Origin of the sequence: Nocardia sp. No.11 (genome assembly GCF_038752175.1) — a bacterium.
Taxonomy (GTDB): Bacteria; Actinomycetota; Actinomycetes; order Mycobacteriales; family Mycobacteriaceae; genus Nocardia; species Nocardia canadensis.
Map to the genome: position 1 here is coordinate 1 of NZ_JBCGFB010000036.1, position 26,684 is coordinate 26,684.

General features: G+C 70.2%; 27 protein-coding genes and 1 pseudogene. 10 read left to right on the forward strand and 18 right to left on the reverse strand.

Going from position 1 to position 26,684, the window contains the following annotated elements; genetic code table 11:
- Positions 1–1,007, reverse strand: a 1,007-nt coding sequence (locus tag V8688_RS13785; protein WP_342800938.1) for a CoA transferase, incomplete at its 3' end; no start/stop codon positions are given.
- A gap of 43 nt (positions 1,008–1,050) precedes the next feature.
- Between V8688_RS13785 and V8688_RS13790 the strand changes: the two genes are divergently transcribed.
- Positions 1,051–1,803 carry an alpha/beta fold hydrolase gene (locus V8688_RS13790; RefSeq protein ID WP_342800939.1) on the forward strand — a complete coding sequence of 251 codons (753 nt, stop codon included), beginning with the start codon at positions 1,051–1,053 and terminating at the stop codon, positions 1,801–1,803.
- Here the strand turns inward: V8688_RS13790 and V8688_RS13795 are convergent.
- Together V8688_RS13795 and V8688_RS13800 are read right to left on the reverse strand one after the other, a co-directional pair.
- Entirely contained in the window at positions 1,784–2,164 is a 381-nt protein-coding gene (locus tag V8688_RS13795) for a DUF2784 domain-containing protein (RefSeq protein ID WP_218720022.1), read from the reverse strand. The two genes, V8688_RS13790 and V8688_RS13795, sit on opposite strands and share 20 nt — an antisense overlap.
- Before the next feature lie 74 nt (positions 2,165–2,238).
- Entirely contained in the window at positions 2,239–3,669 is a 1,431-nt protein-coding gene (locus V8688_RS13800; protein ID WP_316574717.1) for an SDR family NAD(P)-dependent oxidoreductase, read from the reverse strand.
- Positions 3,670–3,904: 235 nt separating this feature from the next.
- Between V8688_RS13800 and V8688_RS13805 the strand changes: the two genes are divergently transcribed.
- Positions 3,905–4,456 carry a TetR/AcrR family transcriptional regulator gene (locus tag V8688_RS13805; RefSeq protein ID WP_255588248.1) on the forward strand — a complete coding sequence of 184 codons (552 nt, stop codon included), beginning with the start codon at positions 3,905–3,907 and terminating at the stop codon, positions 4,454–4,456.
- Here the strand turns inward: V8688_RS13805 and V8688_RS13810 are convergent.
- Complete coding sequence (locus V8688_RS13810; RefSeq protein WP_218720025.1) at positions 4,453–4,812, reverse strand: hypothetical protein; 360 nt, start codon at positions 4,810–4,812, stop codon at positions 4,453–4,455. The genes V8688_RS13805 and V8688_RS13810 overlap by 4 nt on opposite strands.
- A gap of 257 nt (positions 4,813–5,069) precedes the next feature.
- Here V8688_RS13810 and V8688_RS13815 point away from each other — a divergent pair, with 257 nt between their 5' ends.
- On the forward strand, positions 5,070–5,771 hold the full coding sequence (locus tag V8688_RS13815; RefSeq protein WP_316574718.1) for a hypothetical protein: 702 nt from the start codon (positions 5,070–5,072) through the stop codon (positions 5,769–5,771).
- A gap of 4 nt (positions 5,772–5,775) precedes the next feature.
- On the opposite strand, the gene ligD is transcribed toward V8688_RS13815, so the two are convergent.
- The 3 genes from ligD to V8688_RS13830 all read right to left on the reverse strand — a co-directional run bounded on the left by ligD (position 5,776) and on the right by V8688_RS13830 (position 8,502).
- Positions 5,776–6,777 carry a non-homologous end-joining DNA ligase gene (gene ligD, locus V8688_RS13820; protein WP_316574719.1) on the reverse strand — a complete coding sequence of 334 codons (1,002 nt, stop codon included), beginning with the start codon at positions 6,775–6,777 and terminating at the stop codon, positions 5,776–5,778.
- Positions 6,774–7,853 (reverse strand): ATP-dependent DNA ligase, encoded by a 1,080-nt coding sequence (locus tag V8688_RS13825; protein WP_218720028.1) that lies wholly within the window; start codon positions 7,851–7,853, stop codon positions 6,774–6,776. The genes ligD and V8688_RS13825 overlap by 4 nt, the downstream gene beginning before the upstream one ends.
- 259 nt (positions 7,854–8,112) lie before the next feature.
- Positions 8,113–8,502 carry a cold shock domain-containing protein gene (locus V8688_RS13830; protein ID WP_342800940.1) on the reverse strand — a complete coding sequence of 130 codons (390 nt, stop codon included), beginning with the start codon at positions 8,500–8,502 and terminating at the stop codon, positions 8,113–8,115.
- 221 nt (positions 8,503–8,723) lie between these two features.
- Between V8688_RS13830 and V8688_RS13835 the strand changes: the two genes are divergently transcribed.
- Positions 8,724–10,244 (forward strand): condensation domain-containing protein, encoded by a 1,521-nt coding sequence (locus V8688_RS13835; RefSeq protein WP_342800941.1) that lies wholly within the window; start codon positions 8,724–8,726, stop codon positions 10,242–10,244.
- Here V8688_RS13835 and V8688_RS13840 read toward each other — a convergent pair whose 3' ends face one another.
- The 6 genes from V8688_RS13840 to V8688_RS13865 form a co-directional block, all read right to left on the reverse strand.
- Entirely contained in the window at positions 10,245–11,564 is a 1,320-nt protein-coding gene (locus V8688_RS13840; protein ID WP_342800942.1) for a pyridoxal-phosphate dependent enzyme, read from the reverse strand.
- Complete coding sequence (locus tag V8688_RS13845) at positions 11,564–12,961, reverse strand: alanine racemase (protein ID WP_342800943.1); 1,398 nt, start codon at positions 12,959–12,961, stop codon at positions 11,564–11,566. The genes V8688_RS13840 and V8688_RS13845 overlap by 1 nt, the downstream gene beginning before the upstream one ends.
- Positions 12,958–14,211 (reverse strand): heavy-metal-associated domain-containing protein, encoded by a 1,254-nt coding sequence (locus V8688_RS13850; protein WP_342800944.1) that lies wholly within the window; start codon positions 14,209–14,211, stop codon positions 12,958–12,960. Before V8688_RS13850 ends, V8688_RS13845 begins: the two co-directional genes overlap by 4 nt.
- A gap of 31 nt (positions 14,212–14,242) precedes the next feature.
- Positions 14,243–15,520 carry an aminotransferase class V-fold PLP-dependent enzyme gene (locus V8688_RS13855; protein ID WP_342800945.1) on the reverse strand — a complete coding sequence of 426 codons (1,278 nt, stop codon included), beginning with the start codon at positions 15,518–15,520 and terminating at the stop codon, positions 14,243–14,245.
- A 73-nt stretch (positions 15,521–15,593) separates the two neighbouring features.
- Positions 15,594–16,028 carry a CBS domain-containing protein gene (locus V8688_RS13860; protein WP_316574722.1) on the reverse strand — a complete coding sequence of 145 codons (435 nt, stop codon included), beginning with the start codon at positions 16,026–16,028 and terminating at the stop codon, positions 15,594–15,596.
- Positions 16,029–16,117: 89 nt separating this feature from the next.
- Entirely contained in the window at positions 16,118–16,351 is a 234-nt protein-coding gene (locus tag V8688_RS13865; protein WP_218720035.1) for a hypothetical protein, read from the reverse strand.
- A 363-nt stretch (positions 16,352–16,714) separates the two neighbouring features.
- On the opposite strand from V8688_RS13865, the gene V8688_RS13870 reads away from it, so the two are divergent.
- Together V8688_RS13870 and V8688_RS13875 are read left to right on the forward strand one after the other, a co-directional pair.
- Positions 16,715–16,939 (forward strand): DUF397 domain-containing protein, encoded by a 225-nt coding sequence (locus V8688_RS13870; protein WP_218720531.1) that lies wholly within the window; start codon positions 16,715–16,717, stop codon positions 16,937–16,939.
- 18 nt (positions 16,940–16,957) lie between these two features.
- Positions 16,958–17,842 carry a helix-turn-helix transcriptional regulator gene (locus V8688_RS13875; RefSeq protein ID WP_218720036.1) on the forward strand — a complete coding sequence of 295 codons (885 nt, stop codon included), beginning with the start codon at positions 16,958–16,960 and terminating at the stop codon, positions 17,840–17,842.
- 53 nt (positions 17,843–17,895) lie between these two features.
- Here the strand turns inward: V8688_RS13875 and V8688_RS13880 are convergent, their stop codons facing one another.
- The 4 genes from V8688_RS13880 to V8688_RS13895 all read right to left on the reverse strand — a co-directional run bounded on the left by V8688_RS13880 (position 17,896) and on the right by V8688_RS13895 (position 20,023).
- Positions 17,896–18,150: a hypothetical protein gene (locus V8688_RS13880; protein WP_218720037.1), complete on the reverse strand. Its 255-nt coding sequence runs from the start codon at positions 18,148–18,150 to the stop codon at positions 17,896–17,898.
- A gap of 349 nt (positions 18,151–18,499) precedes the next feature.
- Positions 18,500–19,156: an SDR family oxidoreductase gene (locus tag V8688_RS13885; protein ID WP_218720038.1), complete on the reverse strand. Its 657-nt coding sequence runs from the start codon at positions 19,154–19,156 to the stop codon at positions 18,500–18,502.
- Between the two features lie 32 nt (positions 19,157–19,188).
- Positions 19,189–19,683, reverse strand: coding sequence for a DUF2599 domain-containing protein (locus V8688_RS13890; protein WP_342800946.1), 495 nt, complete (start codon positions 19,681–19,683; stop codon positions 19,189–19,191).
- Between the two features lie 88 nt (positions 19,684–19,771).
- The gene (locus V8688_RS13895; protein WP_218720039.1) at positions 19,772–20,023 is read right to left on the reverse strand and encodes a hypothetical protein; all 252 of its coding nucleotides are present in this window, start codon (positions 20,021–20,023) and stop codon (positions 19,772–19,774) included.
- 280 nt (positions 20,024–20,303) lie between these two features.
- Between V8688_RS13895 and V8688_RS13900 the strand changes: the two are divergent.
- From V8688_RS13900 to V8688_RS13910, 3 genes and pseudogenes are all read left to right on the forward strand, one after another.
- Positions 20,304–21,529 (forward strand): annotated as a pseudogene (locus V8688_RS13900) (lipase family protein).
- A 236-nt stretch (positions 21,530–21,765) separates the two neighbouring features.
- The gene (locus tag V8688_RS13905) at positions 21,766–23,127 is read left to right on the forward strand and encodes a lipase family protein (protein WP_218720041.1); all 1,362 of its coding nucleotides are present in this window, start codon (positions 21,766–21,768) and stop codon (positions 23,125–23,127) included.
- A 318-nt stretch (positions 23,128–23,445) separates the two neighbouring features.
- Complete coding sequence (locus V8688_RS13910; RefSeq protein ID WP_316574726.1) at positions 23,446–24,633, forward strand: alpha/beta fold hydrolase; 1,188 nt, start codon at positions 23,446–23,448, stop codon at positions 24,631–24,633.
- Between the two features lie 60 nt (positions 24,634–24,693).
- On the opposite strand, the gene V8688_RS13915 is transcribed toward V8688_RS13910, so the two are convergent.
- Entirely contained in the window at positions 24,694–25,917 is a 1,224-nt protein-coding gene (locus V8688_RS13915) for a helix-turn-helix domain-containing protein (RefSeq protein ID WP_218720043.1), read from the reverse strand.
- Positions 25,918–26,124: 207 nt separating this feature from the next.
- Between V8688_RS13915 and V8688_RS13920 the strand changes: the two genes are divergently transcribed.
- Positions 26,125–26,601, forward strand: coding sequence for an HAD-IIIC family phosphatase (locus V8688_RS13920; RefSeq protein WP_218720044.1), 477 nt, complete (start codon positions 26,125–26,127; stop codon positions 26,599–26,601).
- Positions 26,602–26,684: the final 83 nt, after the last annotated feature.

The following is a 26,684-nucleotide window of genomic DNA, read 5'->3' on the forward strand; positions in this document are numbered from 1 at the left end:
ATGCCGGAGGCGGCCTGGACGATGCTGTCGAAGCCGCGCCGACCGCCCCATGGCCCCGTCGTGCCCCACGCCGAGACCGACGCCTCGATCAGACCCGGCCGGGCCGCGGCGCGCACCCCGGCCGCGGCGAGCGCGCCCGGTCGATAGCCCGTCACCAGGACATCGGCGGCGGCCAGCAGGTCCTCGAAGGTCGCGAGGTCGGAGCGCAGATCGAGCAGCGTCGAGCGCTTGCCCTGGCAGGTGTCGCTGAACTGCCAGTCGATCTCGGGCAGGTGCGGCGGGTCGACGCGCAGCACATCGGCGCCGAGCAGCGCCAGGGTCCTGGTGGCGACCGGACCCGCGAGGACCCGGGTGAGGTCGAGCACACGGACATCGGCCAGCGGACGATCGATCGTCGGCGCGGCCGCGCCGGGGCGTGTGGATTCCGTGGGTGGACGGTCCGTGCGTGAGTCGACGGCCACCAGCGGTCCGGCCGCGGCGGCCCGGCCCATCGGGGAGGCCGACCACTCGGCCTCGGTGCGGACCCGCACCGCGATCGCGCCCACCACGGCGGCGACGTCCTCGATCTCGGCACCCTTCCTCGTGGCGACCGTGGCGGCGAGCCGGGTGCGGTCGGTGTCGGCGGGCAGGTCGAGCGCCCGCAGCAGCCGCGCACGGTGGTGCGGGTAGTTGGCGTGGGTGCGCACCCAGCCGTCAGCGCTGCGGAAGAAGCCGGACAGCTCGGCGAAGGCCGACGGTGCCGACTCGCCCTGCCGGAACAGTCGCTCGCTCGCGAAGGCCGCGGCGATGCGGGCCGGGTCCAGGCGCGTCGGCCGGGTGGCCAGCCCGAGCGCGGCGCGGTACCGATTCGCCGATCCGGCCGCCGCGGCCACCGATCCCGCGGCCAGCGCCCACACCGGTAGCGTGGCTGCCAGCCGAGCACCGGGCGCCGGCTCGTCGTCGAGTGCCGACGGCTCGAGTCCCAGCCCGGTCTCATAGGCGTGCACGAGGTGCTGCGCGGTGGTCACGCCGCTCAGCCTAGCCACGACGAGGACAGGTGAGGAGCGTGATGTGGCCGTGAATACAGCGGCGACGGAATGGATTCGGGTGCTGCGGGCGGACCCGGCGGCCCGGCGGCGACTGGTGTGTTTCCCGCCCGGCGGGGGATCGGCCACCGCCTACCGTGAACTCGCCGAGCACCTCGGTCCCGGCACGGAGGTGACGGCCGTGCAGTATCCCGGCCGCCAGGATCGCCTCGCGGACGCCGTGATCACCGAGATGCGTGCGCTCGCCGACCGCGTCGCCGAGGACGTCCTGCGCCGCCCCGGACCGCCGCGCGTGCTGTTCGGGCACAGCATGGGCGCGACGGTGGCCTACGAGACCGCGCGCAGGCTGGCCGCCGCGGGCGAACCACCGGCGGCGTTGATCGTGTCCGGCCGTCCCGCACCGGCTTTCGTCGAGACCGGTCGACTGCATCTCGGCTCCGACGCGGCCCTGATCGACGATCTGGAGCGCCTCGCCGCCGACCCCGTCCCGGTGCGGCTGCTGCGCACCGAACCCGGCCTGGCCGAGCTGGTCCTGCCCGCCGTCCGGGCCGACTACCAGGCCGTCGAGACCTACCGTCACGAGCCGGGACCCGCGCTGAGCTGCCCGGTCGTGGCCTTGGTCAGCACCGAGGACCCGACCACCACGGTGGAGCAGGCCGAGCAGTGGCGCACCGTCACCGATGGGGTGTTCGCGTTGCGGACCTTCCCCGGCGGGCACTTCTACCTCGACGAGGACCCGGCCGCGGTGGCGCGGGAGATCACGCGGCACCTGAGCTGAGTCCGCGGTGGCGCAGCTGCAGGCGCACGTACCCGGCCCACGACACCAGCACCGCCACCGCGGCCACCAGCCGCACCGACCCGAGCGCGCTGTCGGGGTAGATCACGCCGGTCAGGTAGTGGTCGATGAACCCGGCCTGCGGCAGTTCGGCCACCCCGGCGTGCCTGCGCGCCCAGTTCTCGGCGTAGGTCAGCGGGCAGTCGAAGCCGATCAGGATGGTGCCGAATCCCCACGAGGCCGCCAGCAGGTGCAGCCCGATGGTGCGGGGCCATCGCCACGCGAGGAAACCACCGGCGACCACGTACGCGATGAACGCGACGTGGGTGACGGCGATCAGATCGGCCAACACCCGGAACGGCACGTATTCAGATTAGGCGGCGACCGGCCGATACGGAATCATGATCAACATTCCGGTTCGGCATCGCTTGGATGCCGTCACCAGGGCGAGGGCTGGTAGTCCTTGAGGAAGCAGCCGTAGAGGTCGACGCCGTTCTCGCCCTGCACGATCGGGTCGTAGACGCGGGCGGCGCCGTCGACCAGGTCGAGCGGCGCGTGGAAGCCTTCCTCGGCCAGGCGCACCTTCGTGTAGTGCGGACGCTCGTCGGTGATCCAGCCGGTGTCGACCGCGGTCATCAGGATCGAGTCGGCCTCGAACATCTCCAGCGCGCTGGTGCGGGTCAGCATGTTCAGCGCGGCCTTGGCCATGTTCGTGTGCGGATGGCCCGGACCCTTGTAGCCGCGGCTGAACTGGCCCTCCATCGCCGAGACGTTGACGACGTACTTGCGCCGCCCCGCCGACGCGGCCATCGCCGGGCGCAGGCGCGAGACCAGGATGAACGGCGCGACGGAGTTGCACAGCTGCACCTCGAGCAGCTCGGTGGCGTCCACCTCGGCGACCGTTTGCACCCAGCTGTTGGTGTGCGCGAGATCGGGCACCAGCCCGCCGGCGTCGATCGCCACGCCCGCCGCGATCCGCTCCGGGGTCGCCGATCCCGCGACCAGCGCCAGCTCGGCGACATCGGTGGCCGACAGCGACGGCGTCAGCGAGGCGGTGAGCGCGGTCGGATGCGCCTGCATGGTCTTGCCGAAGGTGACCATCTCGGGCAGCACACCCGCGGGCAGCGGCGCGGTCTCGGCGTCGACCAGGGCACTGTAGGCGCCCGCCGAACGGCGCACGGTCTGGGCGGCGTTGTTGATCAGGATGTCGAGTGGACCCTGGGCGGCGACGTCGTCGGCCAGGGCCACCACCTGGGCCGGGTCACGCAGGTCGATGCCGACGATGCGCAGGCGGTGCAGCCAGTCGGCGCTGTCCTCCATCGCGGCGAAGCGGCGGATCGCGTCGTTGGGGAAGCGGGTGGTGATGGTGGTGTGCGCGCCATCGCGCAGCAGCCGCAGCGCGATGTACATGCCGATCTTGGCGCGGCCACCGGTCAGCAGGGCGCGCTTGCCGGTCAGGTCGGTGCGGGCGTCGCGCTTGCTGTGGCTGGCGGCGGCGCACTCGGGGCAGAGCTGGTGGTAGAACGCGTCGACCTGGGTGTAGCGCTGCTTGCAGATGTAGCAGGGCCGCGGCCGCAGCAGGGTGCCCGCGCTCGCGCCGGTCGTGGCCGAGCTGATCGGAATGCCCGCGGTCTCGTCGTCGATGCGCTGCGGCGAGCCGGTGGCCGTCGCCGCGATGACCGCGCGGTCGGCCGAGGCGACCTGCTCCCTGGCCTCGATGCGCCTGCGCTGCTTGAGCTTCTTGAACATGTGCCCCACCGCGCGCTGGACCGCGATCGAATCGGGGTGTTCCTTCTCCAGTTGCCCGGCCTGTTCGAGCACCCGCAGACAGGTCGCCAACTCGTCCGGATCGATCATGTTCGCGGTCATCGGGGAGTGCGGCATTCCTTCGTGCGGGAGCGGGGGACGACACTCATTGTCGCATTGGCCGCTCGACGGACCCGCTGGGTATCGTGGTGCACCGTCGCCGCAACAGCGCGGCGACCCTCGAACCCGACGGAGCAGCCCGATTTCCCCGCTCGACACCGATACCGCAGACGCGCCGCGCAGGCGCAGGCTCGAACCCGACGAGCGACGCGCGCAGATCCTGGCCTGTGCCATCGACATGTTCGGTGAGCGGCCCTACGCGGCGGTGTCCACCGCGGAACTCGCGCAGCGCGCCGGTGTCGCCCGTGGGCTGATCAACCACTATTTCGGCAACAAGCGCGACCTGTATCTGGCCGTCGTGCGCCGGATGGTGACGCTGCCGCGGCCGGACAAGGTGTCGATTCCCGACGGTACCCCGGTCGAGCGGGTCGACGCGATCGTCACCTGGCTGCTCGACACCATCGCCGAGCACGGCACCACCTGGGTGAAGGTGACCAGCCACGAGGGCGTCGGCGACGACCCCGAGGTGCAGCAGATCCTCGACCAGGCCGACGACGCCGCCGCCGAACGCATGCTGGTGATGATCGGCCGGTCCGATCTGGCAGACAATGCAACATTGCGCGCGCTGGTCCTGGCCTACGCGGGTCTGGTGAAGGTGGCGGGCCGGGAGTGGATCACCCGCGGCACGCTCACCCGCGAGCAGGTGCACCGGCTGCTCGCCGACACCCTGATCACGGTGATCACCGAGACCATCCCGAGCGTGGAACCCCAGCCGGGCGTGCTCGGCTAGGACCTCAGCCCGCGCCGGGTGGGGTTCGGCAGCGGAATGTCGCGGGCGCTGTAGCGCTGCGGGCCGACATGGCCGGGCGCGTGTCCGCTGCGCCCGTAGACGTGTTCGATCCGTTCTTCCCGGTGATGCTCGAACAGCAGCGCGCCCGCGCCGCCGAGAAGGAAGATCGCGGTGACGACCCCGGCGACCGCTGCCCACCCGTAGTACTCCGACCCCGCGGCCACCAGCGTGCAGGCCAAGCCGACGACGCCGATCGCGCACGCGATGATGCCGGGCACGTTGTAATCGTCGGCGAGCAGATCGCCGGCCTGGGCGTGCCAGCGTTGCTCGTCTGCCGGAGTGGTGCTGCCTGGCATGGGGTCCTCCTCGCGGACCGGGGCTGCGCGCTGTCGTTCACCTGATGACCAGCATGGACCCGTCGATGGTGGGGAGGCAAAGGTGTTTGCCGGTTCGTTACCCGTGTCGATGCCCCTGGATTCGGGGGCGAACCGCAGGTACGCGCATTTGTCGTTTGCGCTGACCGACCGCGTCGGAGTCCCTATTCTCGTCGCGTAACCCGGCGCCGCAAGTGGTTCGATTCCGCGCCGGGGGGATCGAGAGGGACCCGGGGTTGATGGCACGGTACGACGAATGGGACGACGACCCCGAGGAGGACGTGAACGATCGGCGCTGGAACGGCCAGCGCTGGCCGCACGCGACACCGGAGGACGGTGGGGCGGGCGCGGGCCGCGCCGACCAGCCACGGGTGAATCCGTACGCGATGATCGCGCTCGCCGCCGCGCTGGTCTTGCTGTTCCCGATCGCGATCGTGTTCGGGCTGCTGTCGTTCGGGCATCCACGGGGGCGCGGAATGGCGGTGTTCGCGCTGCTGCTCGGCATCACCGAGGTCGCGGCCCTGGCGACGGTGGGACTGGTGCTGTTCGGTGGGCTGGATCTCGACGTGCCCACACTCGCCCAGGAGACGACGGTGACCTCGGTGTCGACGACGGTGCCCTCGCACGGCGCGCCGAGCGCCACCCCGACCGGGACCGTGCCCGTGCTGAGCCCGGCGGGCACCGTCGTCGAGAAGGGCACGCCCTGTTCGGCGGATCGGGCCGGGCTGCTGGGCGTCGCGGCGGACGGTGCGACCCTGCTGTGCCTGCGCGCTGATGGCGCCTACACCTGGTCGGGCCCGTTCCGGGTGTCCGGGTCGTACTACACCGAGGGCACGCGCTGCGACCCCACGGTGGACAAGTCGGGGCGCACCTCCGACAACCACGCCCTGGTGTGCGAGGGCAAGGCGGGGGCGGGCAGCTGGGTGCCCTGGACCGAATAGGTCCTCAGTCGGCTTTCTTGGCCCGGCTCGGCTGCACCCGCGGCGGTTCGTTCGGCATCTTCGGGTACTGCGGCGGCCACGGCGCGTCCATCAGACCCGCTGCCATATCGCGTTCCGACATCTCCAGCAGCGGTGCGATGGACTGCGGCACGCGGGCGGCCCACGGGTCACCGAGTTCGGCCAGCCGGGCGGGGACGGTGGCGAGGGTGAGGTCGTCGGGCACGACGGTGTCGAGGTCGGCCCACGCGATCGGCGTGGACACCTGACCGCCGACCTTCGGCCGCACCGACCACGCGCCGAACACCGTCTTGTGCGGTGCGTTCTGGTTGAAATCGACGAAGACCCGCGACCCGCGCTCCTCCTTCCACCAGTGCGCGGTGATCTCCTCGGGGTGGCGGCGCTCCAGTTCCCTGGCCAGCGCCACGGCGGCGGCGCGCACCTGGTAGCCGTCCCAGCGCGGTTCCAGCAGGGCGTAGATATGCAGCCCCCGCGAGCCGGAGGTCTTGATCCAGCTCTCGATGCCGAGCTCGGTCAGCAGTTCCCTGGTGCGCACCGCCGCCCGGCGCAGATCGTCGAAGCCGATCCCGGGCGAGGGGTCGAGGTCGATTCGCAGCTCGTCGGCGATCCGCAGGTCGGGCACATGATTGGGCCAGACGTGGAAGCCGAGGCACCCTTGGTTCACTGCCCACAGCAGGTGGGCGAGGTCGTGGGCGACGAGCGCGTCGCTGGTCGTACCGTTCGGTGTCGACACCTCGACGGTCCGCAACCAGTCCGGCGCCGACTTGGGCACCCGCTTCTGGAACCACGACTTGCCCGACGCGCCGTCGGGATAGCGCTCCAGCAACACCGGCCGGTCACCGATGACGCCCAGCAGCGGTTCGGCGACGGCCTGGTAATAGCGGACCAGGTCGAGTTTGGTGTCGCCGCGCTTGCTGAAGTAGATCTTGTCCGGGTTGCTGATCGCCAGGACGCGCCCGTCGACCTCGATCTCCACGGCCGCGCTCATCGCGCACCGCCGAAGATCGCGTCGAGCTCGGCCGGGGCGACCTCGTCGAGCTGGGCGTAGGTGCACGACTCCGGGGTGCGGTCGGCCCGGAAGCGCACCAGCCGCCCGCCGTGGCGGAACCTCCCCGACTGCACGTGCTCGTAGCGGACCTCGGCGACCAGTTCCGGGCGCAGTGGTTCCCAGGACAGGTCCTTGCCGCCGGTCCACCGGCTCACCCCGCCGGGCATCTTGCCGTCGGCGTCGGCTTGGGCGACCGCGTCGGCCCAGTTGCGCCACGGATGGTTGTCGAGCGCGTTCTCGCGCAACGGCGCCAGCTCACCGAGCAGTTCGCGGCGCCGGGCCGCGGTGAAACTCGACGCGACACCGACGTGATGCAGGTTGCCGTCGTCGTCGAACAGGCCGAGCAGCAGCGAGCCGACACCTACGCCGTCCTTGTGCATCCGGTAGCCGGCCACCACGCAGTCGGCGGTGCGTTCGTGCTTGATCTTGAGCATCACGCGTTTGTCCTGCAGATAGGGCAGATCGTCGGCTTTGGCCATCACCCCGTCGAAGCCCGCGCCCTCGAACCGGGTGAACCAGTCCAGAGCGACGTCGGGGTCCTGGGTGATCGGGGTCAGATGGATCCGGCCCGGTGCGGCCTCGAGCAGCGATTCCAGCGCGCGCCTGCGCTCGGTGAACGGTTCGGCGGTCAGATCACGATCACCCAGGGCGAGCAGATCGAAGGCGACGAAACTGGCCGGGGTCTCGGCGGCCAGCTTGTTCACCCGCGAGGCCGCCGGATGCAGCCGCTGCTGGAGCGTGTCGAAGTCCAGGCCCTGATCGGTGACGACGACGATCTCTCCGTCGACGACACAGCGGTCCGGCAGTGCGGCCGCGAGCAGCTCGGCCAGTTCGGGGAAGTACCGGGTGAGCGGGCGGTCGTTGCGGGAGCCGAGCTCGATCTCGTCGCCGTCGCGGAACACGATGCACCGGAACCCGTCCCATTTGGGTTCGTAGCTGAGCCCGGGCTCCCGGGGCAACGACGGGGTCGACTTGGCCAGCATGGGGCGCACTGGCGGCATCACCGGTAGATCCATCCGATCCTCCTCGCGGGTGGGTTCACCCGTGTCGACGGCGCGAGCGTGCCCGATTCATCGGTGCGGCTTCGATCGTAGGGCCGTCCACCGACACCGGCGCGGACATCGCCCGGCCCGGTGTCGCGCTCAGCTGTCGACGCGGCCCGCGCGGCGGTGGCCGCGATACACGCTGGTAGTCGAGGGGGAGTAGCGGTCGTCGCGGCACCGCAGCGACCGGATCAGCCGGGCGTCCGGGCGCCGCGACCGCGCGGGCGCGAGGTCAGCTGTCGAGCCAGCCGTGATCGTCGGCGAACGTGGTGAACCGCTCACGAATGGTGATGATCTCGGCCGCGGTCAGCGCGGGGGAGGCTTCCAGCAGCAGCTCGGTGATCTGGCGGCGCAGCTCGTCGGGACCGAGCCGGTCACCGCCGGTGCGCTCCTTGCGCGACTTCGGCGCGGGCGCGGTGTGACCCGCGGCGGTCAGGTTGATCGCCTTGGGGCCGCGATCACCTTCGGTGACATCGAATTCGAACAGCCTGCCCTGGCGCAACTCGTCCTCGTCGAGGCCGATGTCGTTGACGTGGACGAAGACATCGGGCCCGCCGTCGTCGGGCCGGATGAACCCGAAACCCCGTGACCCGTCGAACGACACCAATTTCCCGATGGACACCGACCAGCTCCTCGCTCCGCTTCCCGACGCCACTGTAACGCGGCTTTTGGGCGTTTTTCCGGGAAAGTGGACAGACAGCGACATCGCGGAGACGCCGCACCGCCGGGCCGACCGGACGTGGTCACAATCCGGTAACTGTTCGTTCACATCCTCTCGTTAGCGTTCCGAATCTGTTGGTACGGGTGTGGAGGTTGTGACGAGTGTTCGACCCCGGTCGGGGGATGAGGTCGGGGGGATACGACGCCGGTCGCGGGGTGCTGACAGCACCTCGGGCGGGATCGGAGACAGTGTGTTTCCGGCCGCCGGCGCCGCCGGTCGTCCTGCTCGGGCCACGCCCGCGCCCGGCGCATGTGCCGTTGGCGCCCGCGCAGGAGCGCATGTGGCATGCCGCTCGGCTCGGCCGCTCGGCGGACTGGAATGTCGCGCGGGCGCTGCGGCTGCGCGGCGCCGAGGTGGACCCGGCCGCGCTGCGGTCGGCGCTGGAATGCGTTGTCGCCCGGCACGAACCGCTGCGCACGATCTACCCGGCGACCGAGCACGGTCCCGCCCAGCACGTCGTCGAAGCGGCGGAGACCGCTCTCGATATCGCCGAATGTGCCGTCACCGAGAGTGAACTCGCGGCCGCGGTCGCCGCGCTGTCGGCGCGGGCCTTCGATCTCACGCGAGAGCTGCCGGTGCGGGCCCGACTGTTCGTCGTCGGACCCGGCGATGTGGTGCTCGCCCTGGTCGTGCACCACATCTCGGTCGACGGGCGCTCGCTGGGCCCGCTGATCCGGGATCTGGTCACCGCCTATCTCGCCTGCCGCGCCGGGAGCGCCCCCGAGTGGGCGCCGCTGCCGGTGAGTTACACCGACTACACCCTGTGGAAGCACGCCCAGCTCGGCGAATTCACCGACGAATGGAGCCGCGCGACCCACCAACTGCGCTACTGGGCCAACGCGCTGGCCGGTCGGCCCGCCCTGCTGGATCTGCCCGCCCGTGAACCCCTGTCACCGCCGGTCGACCCGGCCGCCGGTGCGCTGCTACCGATCTCGTTCGACGCGCGGACCCACGCCGGGCTGCTGCGGCTGGCACAGGACGGACGGGCGAGCCTGTTCATGGTCCTGCAGGCCGCGTTTGCGGTGGCCGTCGGCGCGTTCGCCCGCAGCGCCGACGTCACTGTGGCGACCGCGGTCTCGGGGCGCGACCACCGCCTCCTCGACGACCTGGTCGGCAACTTCTCCGACGACGTCCTCCTGCGCGTGCGCCTGGACCGCGCCGCCGACGTCGACGAGCTCATCGACCAGGTGCGCCGGGTCGCGCTGGCCGCCTACGCCCATCCCGACACCCCCAATCCCCGGCTCAAGCGCTGCCTGCTCCAGGACGCGGCGCTGCCGCTGTTCCAGGCCACACTGATCCTGCAGCGAGCCGACGCGCCCCGCAGCGCCACCGAACTCGGTGCGGCTCCGGGTTTCTCGATCACCGAGGTGCCGACCGGGGTGGTGCGGGCCAAACACGATCTCGAGTTCGGGCTGACCGATCACTACGATCCGTTCGGCGCGCCCGTCGGCATCGACGGCTCGTTCCTGTATCCGCTCGCCCGGTTCGACGAGGAGACCGCCGAGCGGTTCGTCGCCCGGTTCCGGGCGGTCGTCGGACTGCTGGCCGACGGCTACCGTGGCCCACTGGGCGCCCTGCTGGCGGCCACGGGCAGCCGCCGCTCCCTCGCGGGGGTCCGCCGGGCGGCGCGGGTGCTGGTCTGATCACCCGCCGCGTTCGAGCGGATGACCGGCGTCGCGCCAGGCGACGATGCCCCCGGCCAGGCTGTAGGCGTCATAGCCCGCGCGGTGGGCGAGGGCGGCGAAGCGCAGCGAGGTCTCGCCGACGGGGCATACGAACACGACCGGGCGCGAGCGTGGGAACGGCATGCCCTGGGCGAGCATCTCGTCGAGCTGATCGTCACGGATGTTGAGCGCGCCGGGCACGTGCCCCACCCGGTAGGCCATCGCGCCCCGGGTGTCGACGACGGTCGGTCTGCCGGTGCGGTCCAACTCGGCCAGCGCGGCGGGCGTGAGCGTCGGTGCGGCGGCGGTGTCCTCGGGGCCGGGCGCGCCCGCGCCCGCGGCCTTGCCGAACAGCTCGGGCCTGCGCTTGGCGATATAGGACAGGTACGGCTCGAGCCGGTCGCACACGATGAGCACCGCGACCAGCGGCCGATCCTCGGGGCGCGGCGCCGTGGCCAGGGCACGCAGGGCCGCCGCGTAGCCCGCGCCGCTGGTGGGTCCGGCGAGCACTCCGTAGCCGTGGATCAGGGCCAGGGTGGCGTCGATGGCGGCGGCCGAGTCGACGGTGACGATGTCGTCGTAGAAGTCGGGCCGGAACAGTCCGACATCCCACATCTCGCGTTCGGAGCGGATGCCGGGGATGAAGTCGAACCGGTCCGAGACCACGCCGATGGTGCGCAGCGCCGGATGCCGGGCCAGCAGCGCGGTCGCGGTGCCGCGCGTGGAGCCGGTGGTGCCGAGTCCGCCGATCAGATAGTCGAGATGATCGATGCCCGCCTCGGCGAGGTCGGTGGCGATCTCGGTGCCGGTGCCGTCGTGATGGGCGTCGATATTGCGCTCGTTGGTGTACTGCGAGGGATGGAACCACCGTTCGGGCGCCTGACCGGTGGTCTGGGCGATCACCGCCGAGACATCGTCGGCCGCCTGCGGATCCGGGCATTCGGACAGGCCGGGCAGTTCCACGATCTCGGTGCCGAGCAGTTGTAGCAGCTGCCGTACCTCGCCCACCCTGATCCGGTTGGTCACCGCCCGCAGCGGGATGCCGTGCAGCGCGCCGAGGACCCGCAGCGCCTTGGCGGTGTTGCCGCTGGAGGCCTCGATGAACGACTGCCCGCCCGCGGCGACGCGGTCCACCTCCGCGCGGATCATCGCCCAGGCGACCCGGTCCTTGACCGAGCCGAACGGATTGTGCGACTCCAGTTTCGCGTACAGCTCGACTCCGGCCAGCCCGTGCACCGCGGGATCGAGGCGCAGCAGGGGAGTGTTGCCGATGAGCTCGGTGATGTGGTTGTAGACCATCACGGCACCCGGTAATCCGCGTCGGGGCAGAGCGTGAATCCGCTGTCACTATGTCGCACAGCGACTTTCGGCACCATCGGGTGCATGCTGGCCTGCGCGGCGGACAGATCCATGTGATAGGCGCCGGTATTGGCGAACAGCACCGGATCGCCCGGCGCGGGCACCCCGGCCACCCGCACCTGCCGCTGGGTCACCAAATCCCGCTCCAGACACAGATGTCCCGCGAAGAAGACCCCGACGGGCTCGGCGACGGCGGGTTCGGCGAGCACCACGGGGTCGATGAGCACCTCCTGGTCGGCGGCGGTGACCGTATCGCGACTCAGGTCCAGATGCACCAGGGTCGCGCCGTTGCCCGCGGTTTTGACGAATTCCACACTGGCGAGGGTGACCCCGGCCTGATCGACGAGCGCCTTGCCGGGCTCGAGCCACAGTTCGAGCAGATTGTCGGCCAGCACCTGCCCCAGCGCGCGGCCGCTGTGCCCGGGCAGCGGGGTGGCGAGCAGATCGGCGAGGATGGCGGCGGCCGGTTCGGTGTTGGCGTACTTGTGGAACACCGGTCCACCGTGGACCGCGCCGCCGGCGACGTGATAGCCGAAGGTGCTACTGCCCCAGTGCAGCGCCTCGCCCCGCCCGAGCAGACCCGCGCGCAGCGCGTGGTCGTAGGCGTCGTAGCGCGCGGCGTCGGCGGTGAAGACCTGGCGCAACCCGCCGCCGATGTCGAGCACGGTCGGCGTCAGACCGTGTCCGTAGGCGCGCTCGACGAGCTCCAGGCACGCCGCGACCGCCCGGACGCGTTCGGCGGTCGCGGCGGTGTCGAGGTGGAAGGCGAAACCCAGCAACCGCAGCCGATCCCGGTGCCGGGTGAGCACGTCGAACGCGGTATCGGCGGCCGCGAGGTCGATGCCGAAGCGGCTCGGGGCGCTGCCGGGAAATCCCGAGATGCGCAGCAGGACCGGCACCGGCGCGTCCGCCAGCTCGGCCAGCGTGGACAGTTCCCACAGATTGTCGACACTGACCGTCACCCCCGCCGCGAGCGCCGCGCGCAGCAGAGACACCCCTTTGGGGCCGGTCGCCTCGATCCGGTCGCCCGGAAATCCCGCGGCCAGCGCGGCCGACAATTCCCCCGCCGAGGCCACGTCGACGGAGATCCCCGCCGCCGCGGCGGTCCTGGCGAAGGCCGCCGAGCGGTTCACCTTGTGCGCGTAGCAGATCCGGTACGGGCCGGCTCCCGCGTCGAGGACCGCGCGCACGGTGGCCAGGTTCGCCGCGTACACCTGCGGGAACAGCAGGTGCAGCGGCGAGCCGTAATGGTCCAGCGCCGCGCGCACGGCCGCCCGGTCGGCGAGGAAGTCGGCGACCAGCGGGGGGAGCGCGGCGGGAACGGCGGGCGGGGTCATCCCACCGCCGCGCCGGGCGCCGGGGCGGGCACGTCGTCGACCGGGTTGTAGCCGCCGTCACGCAGCGCCTCGAACACCCGGAACCGGTGGCGCGGGCTGCGGATCCGGGCGATGACCCGCTTGGACTCCAGGTCGACCTCGGCCACCGGGATCTCCATCGATTCGAGCAGCGCGGTGATGGTGCGGACGCAATGCTTGCAGCTCATATCGGGGACGTAGAAGACGCCGTCGTCGCCGGGCGGCGCACCGTCGAACACCTGCTCGGCGGTGTCTCGCACGACCACGACGCTGTCCGCCAGCGCGGCGAAGGTCTCGACGAACCGGTCGACCACGGTGGCCAGCACGTGCACCGCCGCGCCGCCGACCGCCTGCGGTGCCGCCGCCAGGCAGGCGGGCCTGGCGCCGGCGGGCAGCAGGGCGTACTGGCGGGAGATCAGGTCCAGCTCGTCGTGATATCTGGCGACCGCGGCCTCGGTGTCGAGCCCCTCCTCGGTGACCGCGCGCCGCATCACCGCGTGCGCGTCGGCGATGGTGGCGTCCTTCATGGCGCGCAGCAGCGCGAGGGAATCGGCGGTGTAGCGCACGCTCCCGTCGGGCTGGACGGCCAGGCGCACCGGGATCATCCCGCGCCGGAACGTCGAGGCCTGCAGCTCCCAGAACCAGCGGGTCGCGACGGCGGCGAAGATCCCGGAATCGCGCATGCCCCTGGCGAAGCCGACGATATCCCGATAGGGGGTATCGGCCGCGATGAGCCCGTGCTGGACGAGTGCGCGCCCGGTGGCCTCCACCCCGACGCGGAAGATCTCGTGCGGGTCGTGATCGGTGGTGGTGCCCGCGAGCACCGCGAGATCGGGCTCGCTCAGCGCCGCCGAGCGCGCCACCAGACCGGACCCGGCCAGCTCGCGCCACAGCGTCAGCACGGTCTCCCTGGCCACCACGGCCAGGTCGGGACCGGCGCCCCCGGTGTGGAAGTAGCCGGTATTGGGCACACCCGCGCTGTCGGTCCAGGTGATGCGGTGGGTCGCGCTCGTGACCTGGTCGGGGCGGCACGGCCGCATGAACCGCTCCAGGTACATCCGCTGCGACTGCGTGAGCCCGCTGCCGGGCTCGGGGCGTAACTCGGTGGCGCGGAAGGTGATCCGGGTCGGCGACGGTGGCTCGGCGGCCGCGAACAGACCGGGCGCGGCCAGCTCGGCCAGTACCCGGGACGCGGACCGTCGATCGTAGTGCTGCGCGGGGTGCGTGCCCATGGGTTCCTCCTCGGCTCGGGACAGGAAAGGGTCAGCGCCCGTGCCCGGCGAGGCCGGCCACGCAGGCGACGAAACGATCGATCTCGTCCAGGGTGTTGTAGAGGTGGGTGCTCACCCGCACCGAACCCGCGCCGGGCTCGGTGCCCGGCACGCAGTGCGCACCGGTGCGGACCAGGAAACCGGCCTCGGCCAGCACGAAACCGAGATCGGTCGCGCTGATCCCGTCGAGGGTGAACGAGACGATCCCGTACCCCACCGCGCAGCCCGCGTACGCGGGCCCCGGCAGGAACTCCAGGCCGGGCACCGGCCGCAACCCCGCGATCAGCCGCAGCGTGAGTTGCCGGTTGTGCGCGGCGATCGCGATCGGGTCCAGCTCGTCGAGCAGATCGAACGCCGGTGCGAGGGAGAGGATTCCGGGAATATTGTAGGTTCCGCCCTCCAGCAGCTCCGGCATCCCGGAGCCGGTCAGCCCGGATTCGCCGATCGTCACCCCGGTGTGGCCGCCGGGCAGGAACGGCCGCAGCCGCTCGTGGACCCGCCGTCGGCAGTACAGCAGCCCGATCCCGGGCGCGCCGAACATCTTGTGCCCGGCGAACACCGCGAAGTCGGCGCCGAGGTCGAGCACGTCGACCGGCAGGTGCCCGCCGCTCTGCGAGCAGTCGAAGCACAGCAGGATCTCCGGATCGATCCGGCCGCGCAGTTCCTCGAGCGTGGTCAGCCCGCCGTAGACGTGGTGCAGGTGGCTGGTGGTGATCAGGCGGGTACGCGGGCCCACCTGGGCCGCGATGTCGTCGATGTCGGCCTCGCCCGCCGCGGTGCTGCGGTAGGGCCGCAGGACGATCCGGCGCCCGAACCGGGCCAAGGTGTCGCGCAGGTGGTGCCAGGGCAGCACATTGGACGCGTGATCGGCGGGGTTGTAGAGGATCTCGTCCCCGTCGTCGAGGACGGCCAGCCCCCAGCTGTAGGCGACGGCGCCCAGTGCGGCGGTCGCCCCACCGGTGAACACGATCTCGTCGGGGTGCTCGGCGCCGACGAACGCCGCGGCCCGGGAACGGATGGCCGCGATCCGCGCGGACAGCGAGGTCGCCCAGCCGTAGGTGCCGCGCCCGGCATTGGCCGTGTGCTCGGCGTGATAGCCGGTGACGGCGGCGATCACGGTGTCCGGCTTCTGGGTCGTGGCGGCGCTGTCGAGATACACCACGGCCGGATCGGCCAGTGCGGGAAAGCGGCCGCGGATCGTGGCGGGCACCGGGGTCGGCGCGTGCCGCAGCACCGGAACGGCGGTGAGCTCGGGCCGGAGGGGGTGCACGAGATCAACGATACGCACTTTTCTGGTACGGCTGACGAAGAATTCTCGCGGGCAACGCTTTTCGGGCGCGGGCTCAGTACTTGCCCTGCAGGTAGTCGACCAGGTGTCCGCGTTCGGCGGCCAGTTCGGTGATCTCGCTCTTCACCACGTCGCCGATGCTGACGATGCCGATCAGCCGGTCCGCCTCGACGACAGGCATGTGCCGGACGCGATGCTCGGTCATGACCTCGCGCAACGAGGAGACGTGGTCGTCTGGTCCGCAGGTGCGCACCCGGTCGGTCATGATCTCGGCGACCGGCCGGTCGAGCAGGGCGGCGCCGTGGCGGTCCAGGTGGCGGACCACGTCGCGCTCGGAGACGATTCCGCTGATGGTCGCCCCGTCGGGGGAGACCACCACCGCGCCGATATTGTGCTCGGCCAGCACGGTGAGCAGGGCGCGCACCGTGGTCTGCGGCCCCACCGTGGCCACTGTCGTGCCCTTGTTGCGCAGAATCTCCGCTATCCGCATATGCCGCTCATCCGTGTCGAGCCCGATCGTTCCCCTTCAGGATGCCTGGGGTGACACGGCTGTGACCAGCACGAAGACGTTACAACCGGCTATTCGTCGTCCAAGCCCGCGGAGAGATAGGCCGCGGCGGCCAGCCATTGCCTGCACTGCGGACCGTGCACGTCGTGCTGGCGCAGCATCTCGCGGGCCTGGCGGTAGGTGAGCCCGAGCGGCTCGTCGCTACACGATCCGGAGGACGCGCCCGCCGTGCCGAGGTATCGCGGGATCTCGAGGCCGGTGCTTCCGGCCGAGACCCGGCGGGGTGTTCGAAACGGCGTACTCATCCGAGTCCCCTCGCATCCGGCAGCGGAGGGCCCATCCGGCTGGTGCTGCCGACGTCCCTTCCGGTGATCTTGAGGCCTGAGTCTACGGGGGTGTTGTTTGCAGATGCAAGAACATCTGCACTGTCGATTCGGACGTGTCGGGCAGCTGATCGGGTTGTCGCGCTTGCGAATTCAGGGGACTGGACGTCACCGATCGAGCGTGCGCCCAGGTCGTGTCGTCGGGTAAGTACCGACCGGTGCGGCCGCATGTGAACCGTGTTAGTGTCCCGATCGCAATGTGCAGATGCAAGAACGTTTGCACGTGCATCTGCAACTTTCGCACTGATGGCATCAATCGAGAACGAGGAGTGTGACGTGTCCGGTATGCACCATGATCAGCGGGAACGCCCGGGCGTCGGCGACTGGCGCAAGAGCACGTTCAGCAACCCCAGCGGCAACTGTGTCGAGGTGGCCGAGGCGACGGACGGTTCGGTCGCCGTGCGCAACTCGCGCGACCCGCACGGCTCGGTGATCTTCTACACTCGGCCGGAAATCGACGCTTTCATCCGCGGCGCGAAGGCCGGAGAGTTCGACTACTTGACCCGGTGATCGGTAATATCGGCAGCCATGACGGCTGAACCCGACGAGATCGGTCGCGTGCAACCCGTTGTCGATCGCGGCCCCACCGTGCTGCGCATCGCCCTCGGTGGCCAGTTGCGCAAACTGCGCGAGAGCAAAGGCATCACCCGCGAGGCGGCTGGTGACGCGATCCGTGGCTCACACGCCAAGATCAGCCGGCTCGAACTGGGACGCACCGGATTCAAAGAACGTGACATCAGGGACCTGCTCACGCTCTACGGCGTCCACGACACCCGCGAGCGTGAGTCCTTCTTCGAACTGGCCAGGCAGGCAAGTGAACCCGGCTGGTGGCATCGCTACAGCGATCTGCTGCCCTCCTGGTTCAGTACCTACCTCGGGCTCGAGCAGGCGGCCAGTCAGATCCGCACGTACGAGGCCCAGCTGGTGCCCGGCCTGCTGCAGACGCCGGAGTACACGCGCGCCATCGTGACTCTCGGGTTCGACGACGCCGATACCGAGCGACGGGTGCAGGTCCGTCAGCTCCGCCAGGACGTGCTGCGCCGGGTCGACCCACCGGTGGTGTGGGCGGTCATCGACGAGGCCGTCCTGCACCGCCCGATCGGCGGGCACGAGGTGCATCGCGCGCAGCTGCGCTACCTGGCCGAGCTGTCCGCGCTGCCGAACGTGACCGTGCAGGTGCTGCCGTACTCTGCGGGCGGGCACGCCGCGGCGGGCAGTTCCTTCAGTATTCTGCGGTTCGCCGAGCCCGAGCTGCCCGACATCGTCTACCTCGAGCAGCTCACCAGTGCGCTGTACCTCGAGCGGCGGCAGGACCTGGCGCTGTATCTGTCGGTGATGGACCAGCTCAGCGTGCAGGCCGCCCGGCCCGATCGCTCGCGCCAGATCCTGCTCGACTACGCCGATCGCGCCTGAGGCCGGACACCGCTACCGGGCGCCGCTGACGGCGCCCGGTCCGGGTCGGTGATTCAGTAGCGGATGCAGCCCGCGGCGATCCGCCAGAAGGTGTCGGGGGTCAGCGTCTGCAGATCCCAGTCGTCGGCCAATTCGTGCGCGGTGGTCACGATCCGGTCGATATCGAAATCATTGCGTGTCGCCGCGCCGGTGGATTCCACGGCATCGATGACATAGGCGACCGCTGTTTCCCTGGAGCACCCTGCGGTGACGGGGTGGGTCGTCGCTGCGCGATCAGCGAGGCCGAATCGGCCGTTGGTGTTGTTCATGGTGAACGCCCCTGTGTTTAGGCAGTGGCAAACCCAAGGCAAACATAGCCCCAGGTGTGCCGCTCGCGGCCTCCCCTGACTATCCCCTGAATTGTGTTGCGGCCCTGAGTTTAGGACGGGGCAAGTTTCGAATGCAAGCACATCTGCACGATCGATTCCGTCTCGATGCAGCGCATTTCTCGGCTTCTGAGCGGCGAATCCGCGGGTGCGCCACCGTGTTCACGACAAACGGCGGGTGGATAACGGCGTGACCGGCGGCTGGTCCCTCCCGCGGCGTGATGCGGGGACTGCCGCCGGTCGGCGAGAATCGACCCTACGGCCGAATATTGTTGCGATAGTTAATTTTCGGCTACCGAATTGCCGACACGGCCGCCGCGATCGGCGCCGTTCCGGAGACCACTTCCAGCGTGCGCCCAAAAGTGTTGTCCGCGTCCAAGATCGACGCGAGCGTCGCGGCGACGTCGGCGCGGGGGATCGGACCCCGCGCAATCGGCGGTGGTCCGAGCGTGACCAGACCGTTGCCTGCCGTGTCGGTGAGCATGCCGGGGCGCAGGATGGTCCAGTCCAGGGCGCGCGACCGCAGATCGTCCTCCGCGCGGGTCTTGGCGTCGATGTAGGCGGCCCAGACCTCGTCGGTGCCCGGTGCGGGCGGCGCGCCGGCGCCCATCGTCGAGATCTGCACGAAGCGCCGGACGCCGGTCCGCTCGGCGGCGTCGGCGAGCTGCACCGAGCCGTTGAGATCGACGGTGTATTTGCGCGCGGCACCGCTGCCCGGGCCCGCGCCGGCGGCGAAGACCACCGCGTCCGAGCCGGCGACCGCGGCGGCCAAATCGTCGGGGGTATCGCGTTCCATATCGAAGATGACCGGAACGCCGCCGGTCGCGACGATATCGGCGGCCTGGTCGGGGCGGCGGATGAGCGCGTGGACCTGGTCACCGCGGCGGGTGAGCAGCGAGGCCAGCAGCAGGGCGATCTTGCCGTGCCCACCGGCGACGACGATACGCATGCGAGTGCTCCTTTCGAGCGGAGAGCGGACAGTCAGCGTTCCGGGCCGCCGGGATTGCAGTTCGCCGACACCGTGGCCGAATAGCCGACGGCCGGTCGCCACGGTTCGAGGTTCCAGCTCGGTTTGTCGGGCGCCACCATCCTCGCCCACACCCAGTGGCAGAGGAACTGGTCCCGCATCCCCGGCGCGTCGGCGTCGGCGTCCAGGGCGAGGATCTCCTGCCAGGCGAGTTCGTCGGTGCCCGGCGCGTCGGTGCGTCGGCCCGCGACGGTCGGCACGACGAGCAGGCGAGGGCCGTCGGCGGTGTCGGTCCAGGTGAGGTGGTCGATCAGCGGCAGTCCGGCATACGGATCGACCGTCGGTGTCGGCGCGGCGAGGGTGACCGGAGGCTTGCTGGTCGAGCGGGGCGGCGTGGTGGTCGTCGACGGAGTCACCGTCGCCGGCTCCTCGGCGGCGGTCGAGCCGCAGCCGGTGAGGCCGAGCATCGCGACGGCGGCGAGTGCGGCCGACAACTGCCACCGAATCACGCGTCGCCCCTCCTCGTCGTCCAGGCGCGCGGCCGGGACGCGGCCGCCCGGCCAGCCTAGTGCGGTCGGCCCGGCGGTGCCGGTGGGCTCAGTGCCAGAGCGAGCGGCAGGGGAGTCGGCGCAGGTCGGGACCCACCTGCCCGTCGACGGTGACCAGCAATCCGGCGTGCACCGCCGCGGTGGTGAACTCCCACGCCTCGGCAGGGGTCGCCGCGTACTCCAGAATCAGCGCGTCCTGCGGTGTCGCGCCGTCGAAGTAGACCGTGATCCGCCGGGTCGGTATCTCGGTGCGGTCGGCGCGGTGGGAGGTGGCGGCGATGTTCTCGTCGATGGGAATCATGGCGTGCTCCTTATGCCCCGGCGCTGGTGGGCGCCTTCCTACTCGACGGTAGGGCCCGGGCCGTCGAGTGGAACATGTTCTGGAATTCACTGGAGATCTCACAGCCCTCCGGCGCCGCGGCGTGACGGTGGCAGACGAGAATCGCCGTCGACTTGCATCCGGTCACAACCCGCATTCCTGCCGGTTGTGAGCTCCGCCGATCTCGGTCCGAAGGGGTACCGACGAGCCACGCTACCGGCAAGTATCGGTCTCGACGGCAGCGACACGGGAGGACGGCCGGATGATCTGGGTTGCCGCGGCACAACGGGCTCGGCTCCGCCGCACACTGCTGGCCGTGGCGGCGCTCGTGCTGGCCGTGGTCTGCGCTGCCCCCACACACAGTTCACCGCTCTCTCCGAGCGCCGATCCCGACCCCTTCTACGCCCAGCCCGCCGACCTGTCGGCGTCGCGGCCGGGCGACGTACTGGACGTGCGGCCGATGCCGCCCCTGGCGATCTTCCCCGACACCAGGATCACCCTGGTCAAGTTCCGCTCGACCAACTCGGCGGGCGAACCGATCGCGGCGACCACGACCGTGCTGCAACCGGCGGGCCACCGCCGGGACGCGCCGGTGCTGTCCTACCAGCACATCATCAACGGACTCGGCGTGCGCTGTTCGGTCTCCAAGGTGCTCTACACCGACGACCCGAACCTGATGGTCCGCGAGGCGGTGTTCTGGAATCTCACCCTGCGGCGCGGCTGGACGATGGCGCTGCACGACCATCTCGGGCCCAACTTCGCCTACGGCGCCGCCAAATTGGGCGGGCAGGTGACCCTGGACGGCATCCGGGCGATCCGCAATGTCGACGACCTGCTGGTCGCGGGGAGCCGGGTCGCGATGGCGGGCTACTCCGGCGGTGGCATGGCGACAGCCTGGGCAGCGGCGCTGCAACCCAGCTACGCGCCCGACGTCGCGGTCGCCGGCGCGGCGCTGGGCGGGGTGCCGATGAACCTGGTGTCGATGCTCGAGGGTCTCGGCTTCGGCTCGCACCCGGTGTTCGGCCTGGCGCTGGCGGCGGGATCGGGCTGGAACGGGAGTATCCGCAACGGTTTCCGATCAGCGAGCAGATGAACGCGCGCGGCCTGGCAGCCCGCGCCTCGATCGCCGACGCGTGCACCAACGACATCCTCGGCGCGGGCGCGGGCCGCGGCATCCTCGACTTCGCCGCGACGACTTCGATGGTCGACGACCCGCACGCCCGCGCCGTCGTGGAGGAGAACAGCCTCGAGCTCTACCCAGGAACGCCGACGATGCCTGTCTTCGAATGGCATTCGCCCATCGACGGCCTGATCCCGGTCGAGGCGATCACCGCCACCACACACCGCTGGTGCGCGGCGGGCACCCCGCTGGTCACCGAATCGACCCCGACCCCGGACCACCTGACCGCAGCTGTGCTCGGACTACCTTCCGCGCTGAGATGGCTCGACGCGCGGCTGCAGGGGGAACCGGCGCCCAGCACCTGCTGAGCCCGGTTTCGATCGGCCCGGATCCGCACGCCCCGAAGCGGATTCGGGCCGATTGTTGTTGCGATCGTGCCGCATTGCGTCACGACTCGGGCACGACGCCGATCCGGCGGGGTGGTTCCGGCGTACCTTCAGTGGACTGACGAGGGTGCGCTGGGGGAAGTTCGACGGGAGACGAAGCACCGCATCGCCGCACGTCAGCGACGAATCCGACGTTGCCACCCGAAGGCGTGTGTGCCATGCGATCTGTGCGTGTGTTGGTCTGCTCGATCCTGCTGCTGTGTTCGTTGTCCGTCGGCAGTGCCGCCGCCGAACCCACCCCGGAATTCCCGGTGCCGCAACCGGGTACGCCGGGGTTCCTGCCCGACTTGCAACGCTGGATCGATCAGGTACTGCCGTCACCGATCCAACCGGCGGCCGGTGCCGATCCCGATGCCGAGCTCGCCGCGCTGCGGGCCGCGGTCCTGCCGTCGGCCGTGGGCGACGCGATGTTCGACCATTGGCCCGACGGGCTGGCCGATTACACGCCGGGACAGATCATCGCCACCCGCGACATCCTCGCCACCGCGGGTCCGCTGACCCTGGTGCCGCTGCGCTCGGCCACCCTGCTCAAATATCGCACCGACGATTCGCAAGGTCGCCCGTCCTTCGCCACGGCGACGCTGCTCGTGCCCGCCACCGACTGGACCGGACCCGGCGATCGGCCGGTCCTGGTCAACAACCTGCCGATCGACGCGCTGGGGCGCGACTGCACGCCGGGATACACCCTCGCGCACGGCCTCACGCTGCACTCGAGCTCGACCGAATTCATCCCGCCGACCACGCAATTGGCGGCACTGCGTGGATACGCCGTGCTGGTGCCCGATCACGAGGGCCCGTGGATGGCCTACGCGGAGCCGTATGTCGCCGGGCACGCGGTGCTCGACGGAATCCGGGCCGTGCGCGGCCTCGACCCGGCGGTGTTCGGCGCGAGCCGGTTCGCGATGACCGGCTACTCCGGCGGTGCCATCGCCACCCACGGCGCGGCCAAGCTGATCGACTCCTACGCGCCGGAACTCGCCGACGTGATCGTCGGGGCGGCGCTGGGCGGTGTGCCCGCCGATTTCGAGATCCTCTCGCGCAGTATGAACGCCAATCTCGCCTCCGGGATCTTCATGGCGGCCACCTTCGCGATCGGCAGGGAACGTCCCGAGATCCTGGCCGCGATGAACAACCTCGCGCGCTGGGTCGCCACCTCGGTGATGAAGGACCAGTGCGTGAGCGTGTTCGCCGTCCCCGGCGTCCTGCACCTGCCGATCGATGTCGGCGCGAACATCCCCGACCCGTTGCGCTCGGACCTGGCCACCCGGATCTACGAGATCACCCGGATGGCCGGAATGCGCTCGGCCACACCGCTCTACATCTACAACGGCGAGCAGGAGTTCTGGATCCCCGCCGCCGGCGCGCGGAATCTGTACAACGAGCAATGCTCGCTCGGCGCGAACGCGGTGTACCGCAGCGTGTTCGGTGAGCACGTGATCGGTGCGGTCACCGGATATCCGGAGGCGATGCTCTGGCTCGACGAGCGATTGCAGGGTGTCGCGGCACGCAGTGAATGCTGACCGGCGGAAGTGGGAATTCTCTTCGATCTTCGCGGGCGGCTGCTGTGAAAGGTCAGCGGGCCGCGGAATTCCCGGGTGGTGTGGGCGATGACAGCCGGTCAGCGCTGGTGAGACGGCGATGAAGGGGATCCGGTCCGCGGTGCGGTCCGGATTGCCGAAGAATTCCTGTGCCCCCTCATGGGGGTTTTCGATCAGCCGTGGTGACCTGTCCAGAAACCCGGAAACGGCCGAATTGCGGGGTTTTTCGGGACTTATGTTCGGTGCGGTTTCGACAAAGCCATTCGTATTTCTCGAATCGCACAGGAAGATACGCCAACGATGAAATCTCCCAGTCGCAGACGGACGCTACACACGGCGGTGCTCACCGGCGTCGGCGCGCTCGCCGTCGCGCTCACCGGTCCGGGGGCAGCCGCGTCCCCCGACCCCGCGCCCTCCGAGCAGGCCCTCGCCGACATCATCACCTCCGGCCGCGAAGTGGCCGGGCCGGGTAGCGGTTCGGCCTGCACCTCCGGCAGCGGCGCCGGATCGGGGAACGGCTCGGGCAACTGCTACGGCGGTTCGGGCTCCAGTTCGGGCTCCTCCGGTGGAAAGTCCACCGACACCATCGGTTACGGTCCCGCGCAGACCGCTTTCCTGGCCGCGTTCGCCTACGGCCTCGGCAACGGCGACGCCGCCCCGCCCGGCGCCAACGACTGGAACTGCAAGCCGACCGCCGAACATCCGCGTCCGGTGGTGCTGTTGCACGGCACCTGGATGAACGCCTATAACGGCTACGCCTTCATGGGTCAGCCGATCAAGGACGCGGGCTATTGCACCTTCACCTTCAACTACGGCCGCTCGGGCCTGGTCGAAGGCGGCGGCCTCGGCTCGCTGCTGCCCGGCGTCATGGGCACCGGCTACATCCAGGACTCGTCCAAGCAGGTCGCCACCTTCGTCGACCGTGTGCTGGCGGCCACCGGCACCGACGAGGTCGACATCATCGCCCACTCCCAGGGCGGCGCGCTGGCCAACTGGTACACCAAGTACGACGGCGGCGCGGCCAAGGTGAAGAACCTCGTCACCTACGGTGCCACCCACCACGGCACCAGCCTCGACGGCATCGGTGCCCTGGGCCGGATGATCAACAACGCCGGTATCGACATCCTGGGTCTGATCGAGATCTTCGTCGGGCATGCCGGCATCCAGCAGACGATCGGTTCGGACTTCGTCAACCAGCTCAACGCCAACGGTGACACCGTCCCCGGCGTCGACTACACCGTCGTCGGCACCCGCTACGACGAGGTCACCAACCCCTACGACCTGACCTTCCTGAAGCCCGGTCCCGGCGCCACGGTCGACAACATCACCCTGCAGGAGGGCTGCGAACAGGACGTTTCCGACCACCTGACGATGATGTACTCCCCGCGCGCGCTGTCGATCGCGCTGCGGGCCCTCGATCCGGCGAGCAGCCCGAACCTGGTCTGCGAGTTCAACCCCTGGCTGGTCGGGGGTGGTGGCTCCCTGTGAGACGAGGCGAAGGCGCTGTCCGCGATCGCGGACAGCGCCTTCGGCGTCGCGGGGGTGGGATCAGGCCGCGGAACGGTAGCTGCGGGCGACCAGCGCCGAGCGCAGATACCACAGACCCGAGGGCTGGGTCGGGTCGAAACCGGTGAGCTGGCCGATCCGCTTGAGCCGGTAGTCGACGGTGTTGGTGTGCACGTGCAGCACCCGGGCGGTGCGCTGGCGGTTGAGATTGTTCGCGATGTGGCGCTGCAGGGTCTCGAGCAGTTCGGGGTACTGGTCCAGCGGATCGAGCAGCGAACCGAGGAACTCCCGGCCGGGGCCGGGGCGGGTCAGCTGGTACTCGAGAGCCAACTCGTCGAAGCGGTACAGCCCGGAGGTGACCTCGAGCCGCTGCACCATGTCGAGCAACTCGTGGGCCTGGTCGGCGGCATCGGGCACGCCGGTCGTGCTGGTCTCCACCAGCGCCGCGGTGATACCGACCTGGGCCGCCTGCGAGAGCTGGGCCACGAGGGCGGCGAGGCCGTCGCGATCGAAGGTGCCCGCGGGGATGAGCACCGTGCCGCCGTCGACACTGAGCAGCGACAGCGCCGAATCGCCGCAGCGCTTGGCCAGCTCGGCCTGCACCCGGCGCAGCTTGCGGCGCGCGACCACCTGGGCGTCGAGGGCCGGGTTGGCCTCCTCGCGGTGCGGCGGGATCGCCAGGGCCAGAACGGCATAGGTCTCGGCGATGGCGATGCCGCACTCGCGGGCCATCGTCGAGGTGCTGTGGCCGCCGAGCAGCGCCGAGGTGAGGGTGTGCACGGCGGTGTGGTGCTCGCTGACCACGCCGCGCAACTCCCGCACGTAGGCCAGCGACACCTGGGCGGTGATGGTGTCGAGCATCTCCATCACCATCTTGACGCCGTCGACGAGATTGTCGTAGTCCTTCACCGACGCGTTCGCGACCACCAGGTCGAGGCCGATCTTGAACCCTTCGGCGATCGAGTGGTGGATGGTGTCGATCGGCACGCCCTCGCGGGCCCAGCCGCTGGCCGCGTCCTGCAGGCGCTGCAGCTTGTTGGGGATGTCGCGGCCGTCGAGCATGCTGACGGCGAATTCGAGGCAGATCCGGGTGATGGTGGTGACGTCGCCGGTGATCGCGTCGCCCGGCAGCGTGCCGCAGGGGACGACATTGGCGACGAAGTGGCCGACCATCTGCCGAGACAGGGCGCGCACGTCCTTCAACGGCGACGACATCGGCTGACCGGAGATGGTCAGTGATTGCCGGGGTGGATTCTCAACGGACATCTGTGTTCCCTTCGCCCATCTTGCGGCTCTGCCCCCGCTGTCCAGCGTGTTCACCCTAGCCAACCCGCGGCGATGCCGGAATGGAACGTCAGGTTATGGGTCGTGGACCCATGCTTGCTTGCCTGCTTGGTGAGCGGTCACAAGTCTGGTCCATCGCTATGAGTGGTTGTAGAGTTCTCCGCGCCGGAACGAACCGATAGGGGCACCATGCGACCTGCCGTCCGTTGTCTGGTCTGGGAACTGGACGAAACCCTGTGGGACGGCGTTGTCCACGACTCGACCAGCACCACGCTGCGCCCGCAGGCACTGCGTACGCTCACCAAGCTGAGCGAACGGGGAGTGCTGCATGCCGTCGCGGCACGTGGTGATCGTTCGCGCACCCTGCGCACGCTCTATCGGCACGGCCTCTACGAGATGTTCTCGGCGGTCGAGGTGGGCTGGGGCCGCAAGTCGGCCTCGATCGTGCGGATCGCCGACACCCTGGGCCTCGGGCTGGACGGGATGGCGTTCCTCGACGCCGAGCCGGTCGAGCGCGCCGAGGTCTCGCGTGCGCTGCCGATGGTGCGCTGCTATGCCGCCCGCAACGTGGACATGCTGCCGCTGTTGCCGGACTTCCGGCACGACCTGCGTTCGGGCCCGGTCCCGACGCCGCCGCTGGGGTTCGCGCGCGTCCCGGCCCTGTGACGGCCCGGATTCGGCTGCGCGCGCTGCCTTCTCGCACGCGATGCGGCACCGCATCGCGTGCGATCTTGCACAGCGTGCCGAAA

What these genes read in the sequence shown, in the direction of transcription:
- V8688_RS13835 (WP_342800941.1), top strand. Translation starts at nt 8,724, where the DNA reads ATGAGGTCGGGGGGATACGACGCCGGTCGCGGGGTGCTGACAGCACCT.
- V8688_RS13800 (WP_316574717.1), bottom strand. Translation starts at nt 3,669, where the DNA reads ATGACCGCGAACATGATCGATCCGGACGAGTTGGCGACCTGTCTGCGG.
- V8688_RS13840 (WP_342800942.1), bottom strand. Translation starts at nt 11,564, where the DNA reads ATGGTCTACAACCACATCACCGAGCTCATCGGCAACACTCCCCTGCTG.
- V8688_RS13825 (WP_218720028.1), bottom strand. Translation starts at nt 7,853, where the DNA reads ATGGATCTACCGGTGATGCCGCCAGTGCGCCCCATGCTGGCCAAGTCG.
- V8688_RS13880 (WP_218720037.1), bottom strand. Translation starts at nt 18,150, where the DNA reads ATGAACAACACCAACGGCCGATTCGGCCTCGCTGATCGCGCAGCGACG.
- V8688_RS13870 (WP_218720531.1), top strand. Translation starts at nt 16,715, where the DNA reads ATGCACCATGATCAGCGGGAACGCCCGGGCGTCGGCGACTGGCGCAAG.
- V8688_RS13850 (WP_342800944.1), bottom strand. Translation starts at nt 14,211, where the DNA reads ATGGGCACGCACCCCGCGCAGCACTACGATCGACGGTCCGCGTCCCGG.
- V8688_RS13815 (WP_316574718.1), top strand. Translation starts at nt 5,070, where the DNA reads ATGGCACGGTACGACGAATGGGACGACGACCCCGAGGAGGACGTGAAC.
- ligD (WP_316574719.1), bottom strand. Translation starts at nt 6,777, where the DNA reads ATGAGCGCGGCCGTGGAGATCGAGGTCGACGGGCGCGTCCTGGCGATC.
- V8688_RS13885 (WP_218720038.1), bottom strand. Translation starts at nt 19,156, where the DNA reads ATGCGTATCGTCGTCGCCGGTGGGCACGGCAAGATCGCCCTGCTGCTG.
- V8688_RS13865 (WP_218720035.1), bottom strand. Translation starts at nt 16,351, where the DNA reads ATGAGTACGCCGTTTCGAACACCCCGCCGGGTCTCGGCCGGAAGCACC.
- V8688_RS13910 (WP_316574726.1), top strand. Translation starts at nt 23,446, where the DNA reads ATGAAATCTCCCAGTCGCAGACGGACGCTACACACGGCGGTGCTCACC.
- V8688_RS13860 (WP_316574722.1), bottom strand. Translation starts at nt 16,028, where the DNA reads ATGCGGATAGCGGAGATTCTGCGCAACAAGGGCACGACAGTGGCCACG.
- V8688_RS13845 (WP_342800943.1), bottom strand. Translation starts at nt 12,961, where the DNA reads ATGACCCCGCCCGCCGTTCCCGCCGCGCTCCCCCCGCTGGTCGCCGAC.
- V8688_RS13805 (WP_255588248.1), top strand. Translation starts at nt 3,905, where the DNA reads ATGTTCGGTGAGCGGCCCTACGCGGCGGTGTCCACCGCGGAACTCGCG.
- V8688_RS13915 (WP_218720043.1), bottom strand. Translation starts at nt 25,917, where the DNA reads ATGTCCGTTGAGAATCCACCCCGGCAATCACTGACCATCTCCGGTCAG.
- V8688_RS13895 (WP_218720039.1), bottom strand. Translation starts at nt 20,023, where the DNA reads ATGATTCCCATCGACGAGAACATCGCCGCCACCTCCCACCGCGCCGAC.
- V8688_RS13905 (WP_218720041.1), top strand. Translation starts at nt 21,766, where the DNA reads ATGCGATCTGTGCGTGTGTTGGTCTGCTCGATCCTGCTGCTGTGTTCG.
- V8688_RS13875 (WP_218720036.1), top strand. Translation starts at nt 16,958, where the DNA reads ATGACGGCTGAACCCGACGAGATCGGTCGCGTGCAACCCGTTGTCGAT.
- V8688_RS13920 (WP_218720044.1), top strand. Translation starts at nt 26,125, where the DNA reads ATGCGACCTGCCGTCCGTTGTCTGGTCTGGGAACTGGACGAAACCCTG.
- V8688_RS13810 (WP_218720025.1), bottom strand. Translation starts at nt 4,812, where the DNA reads ATGCCAGGCAGCACCACTCCGGCAGACGAGCAACGCTGGCACGCCCAG.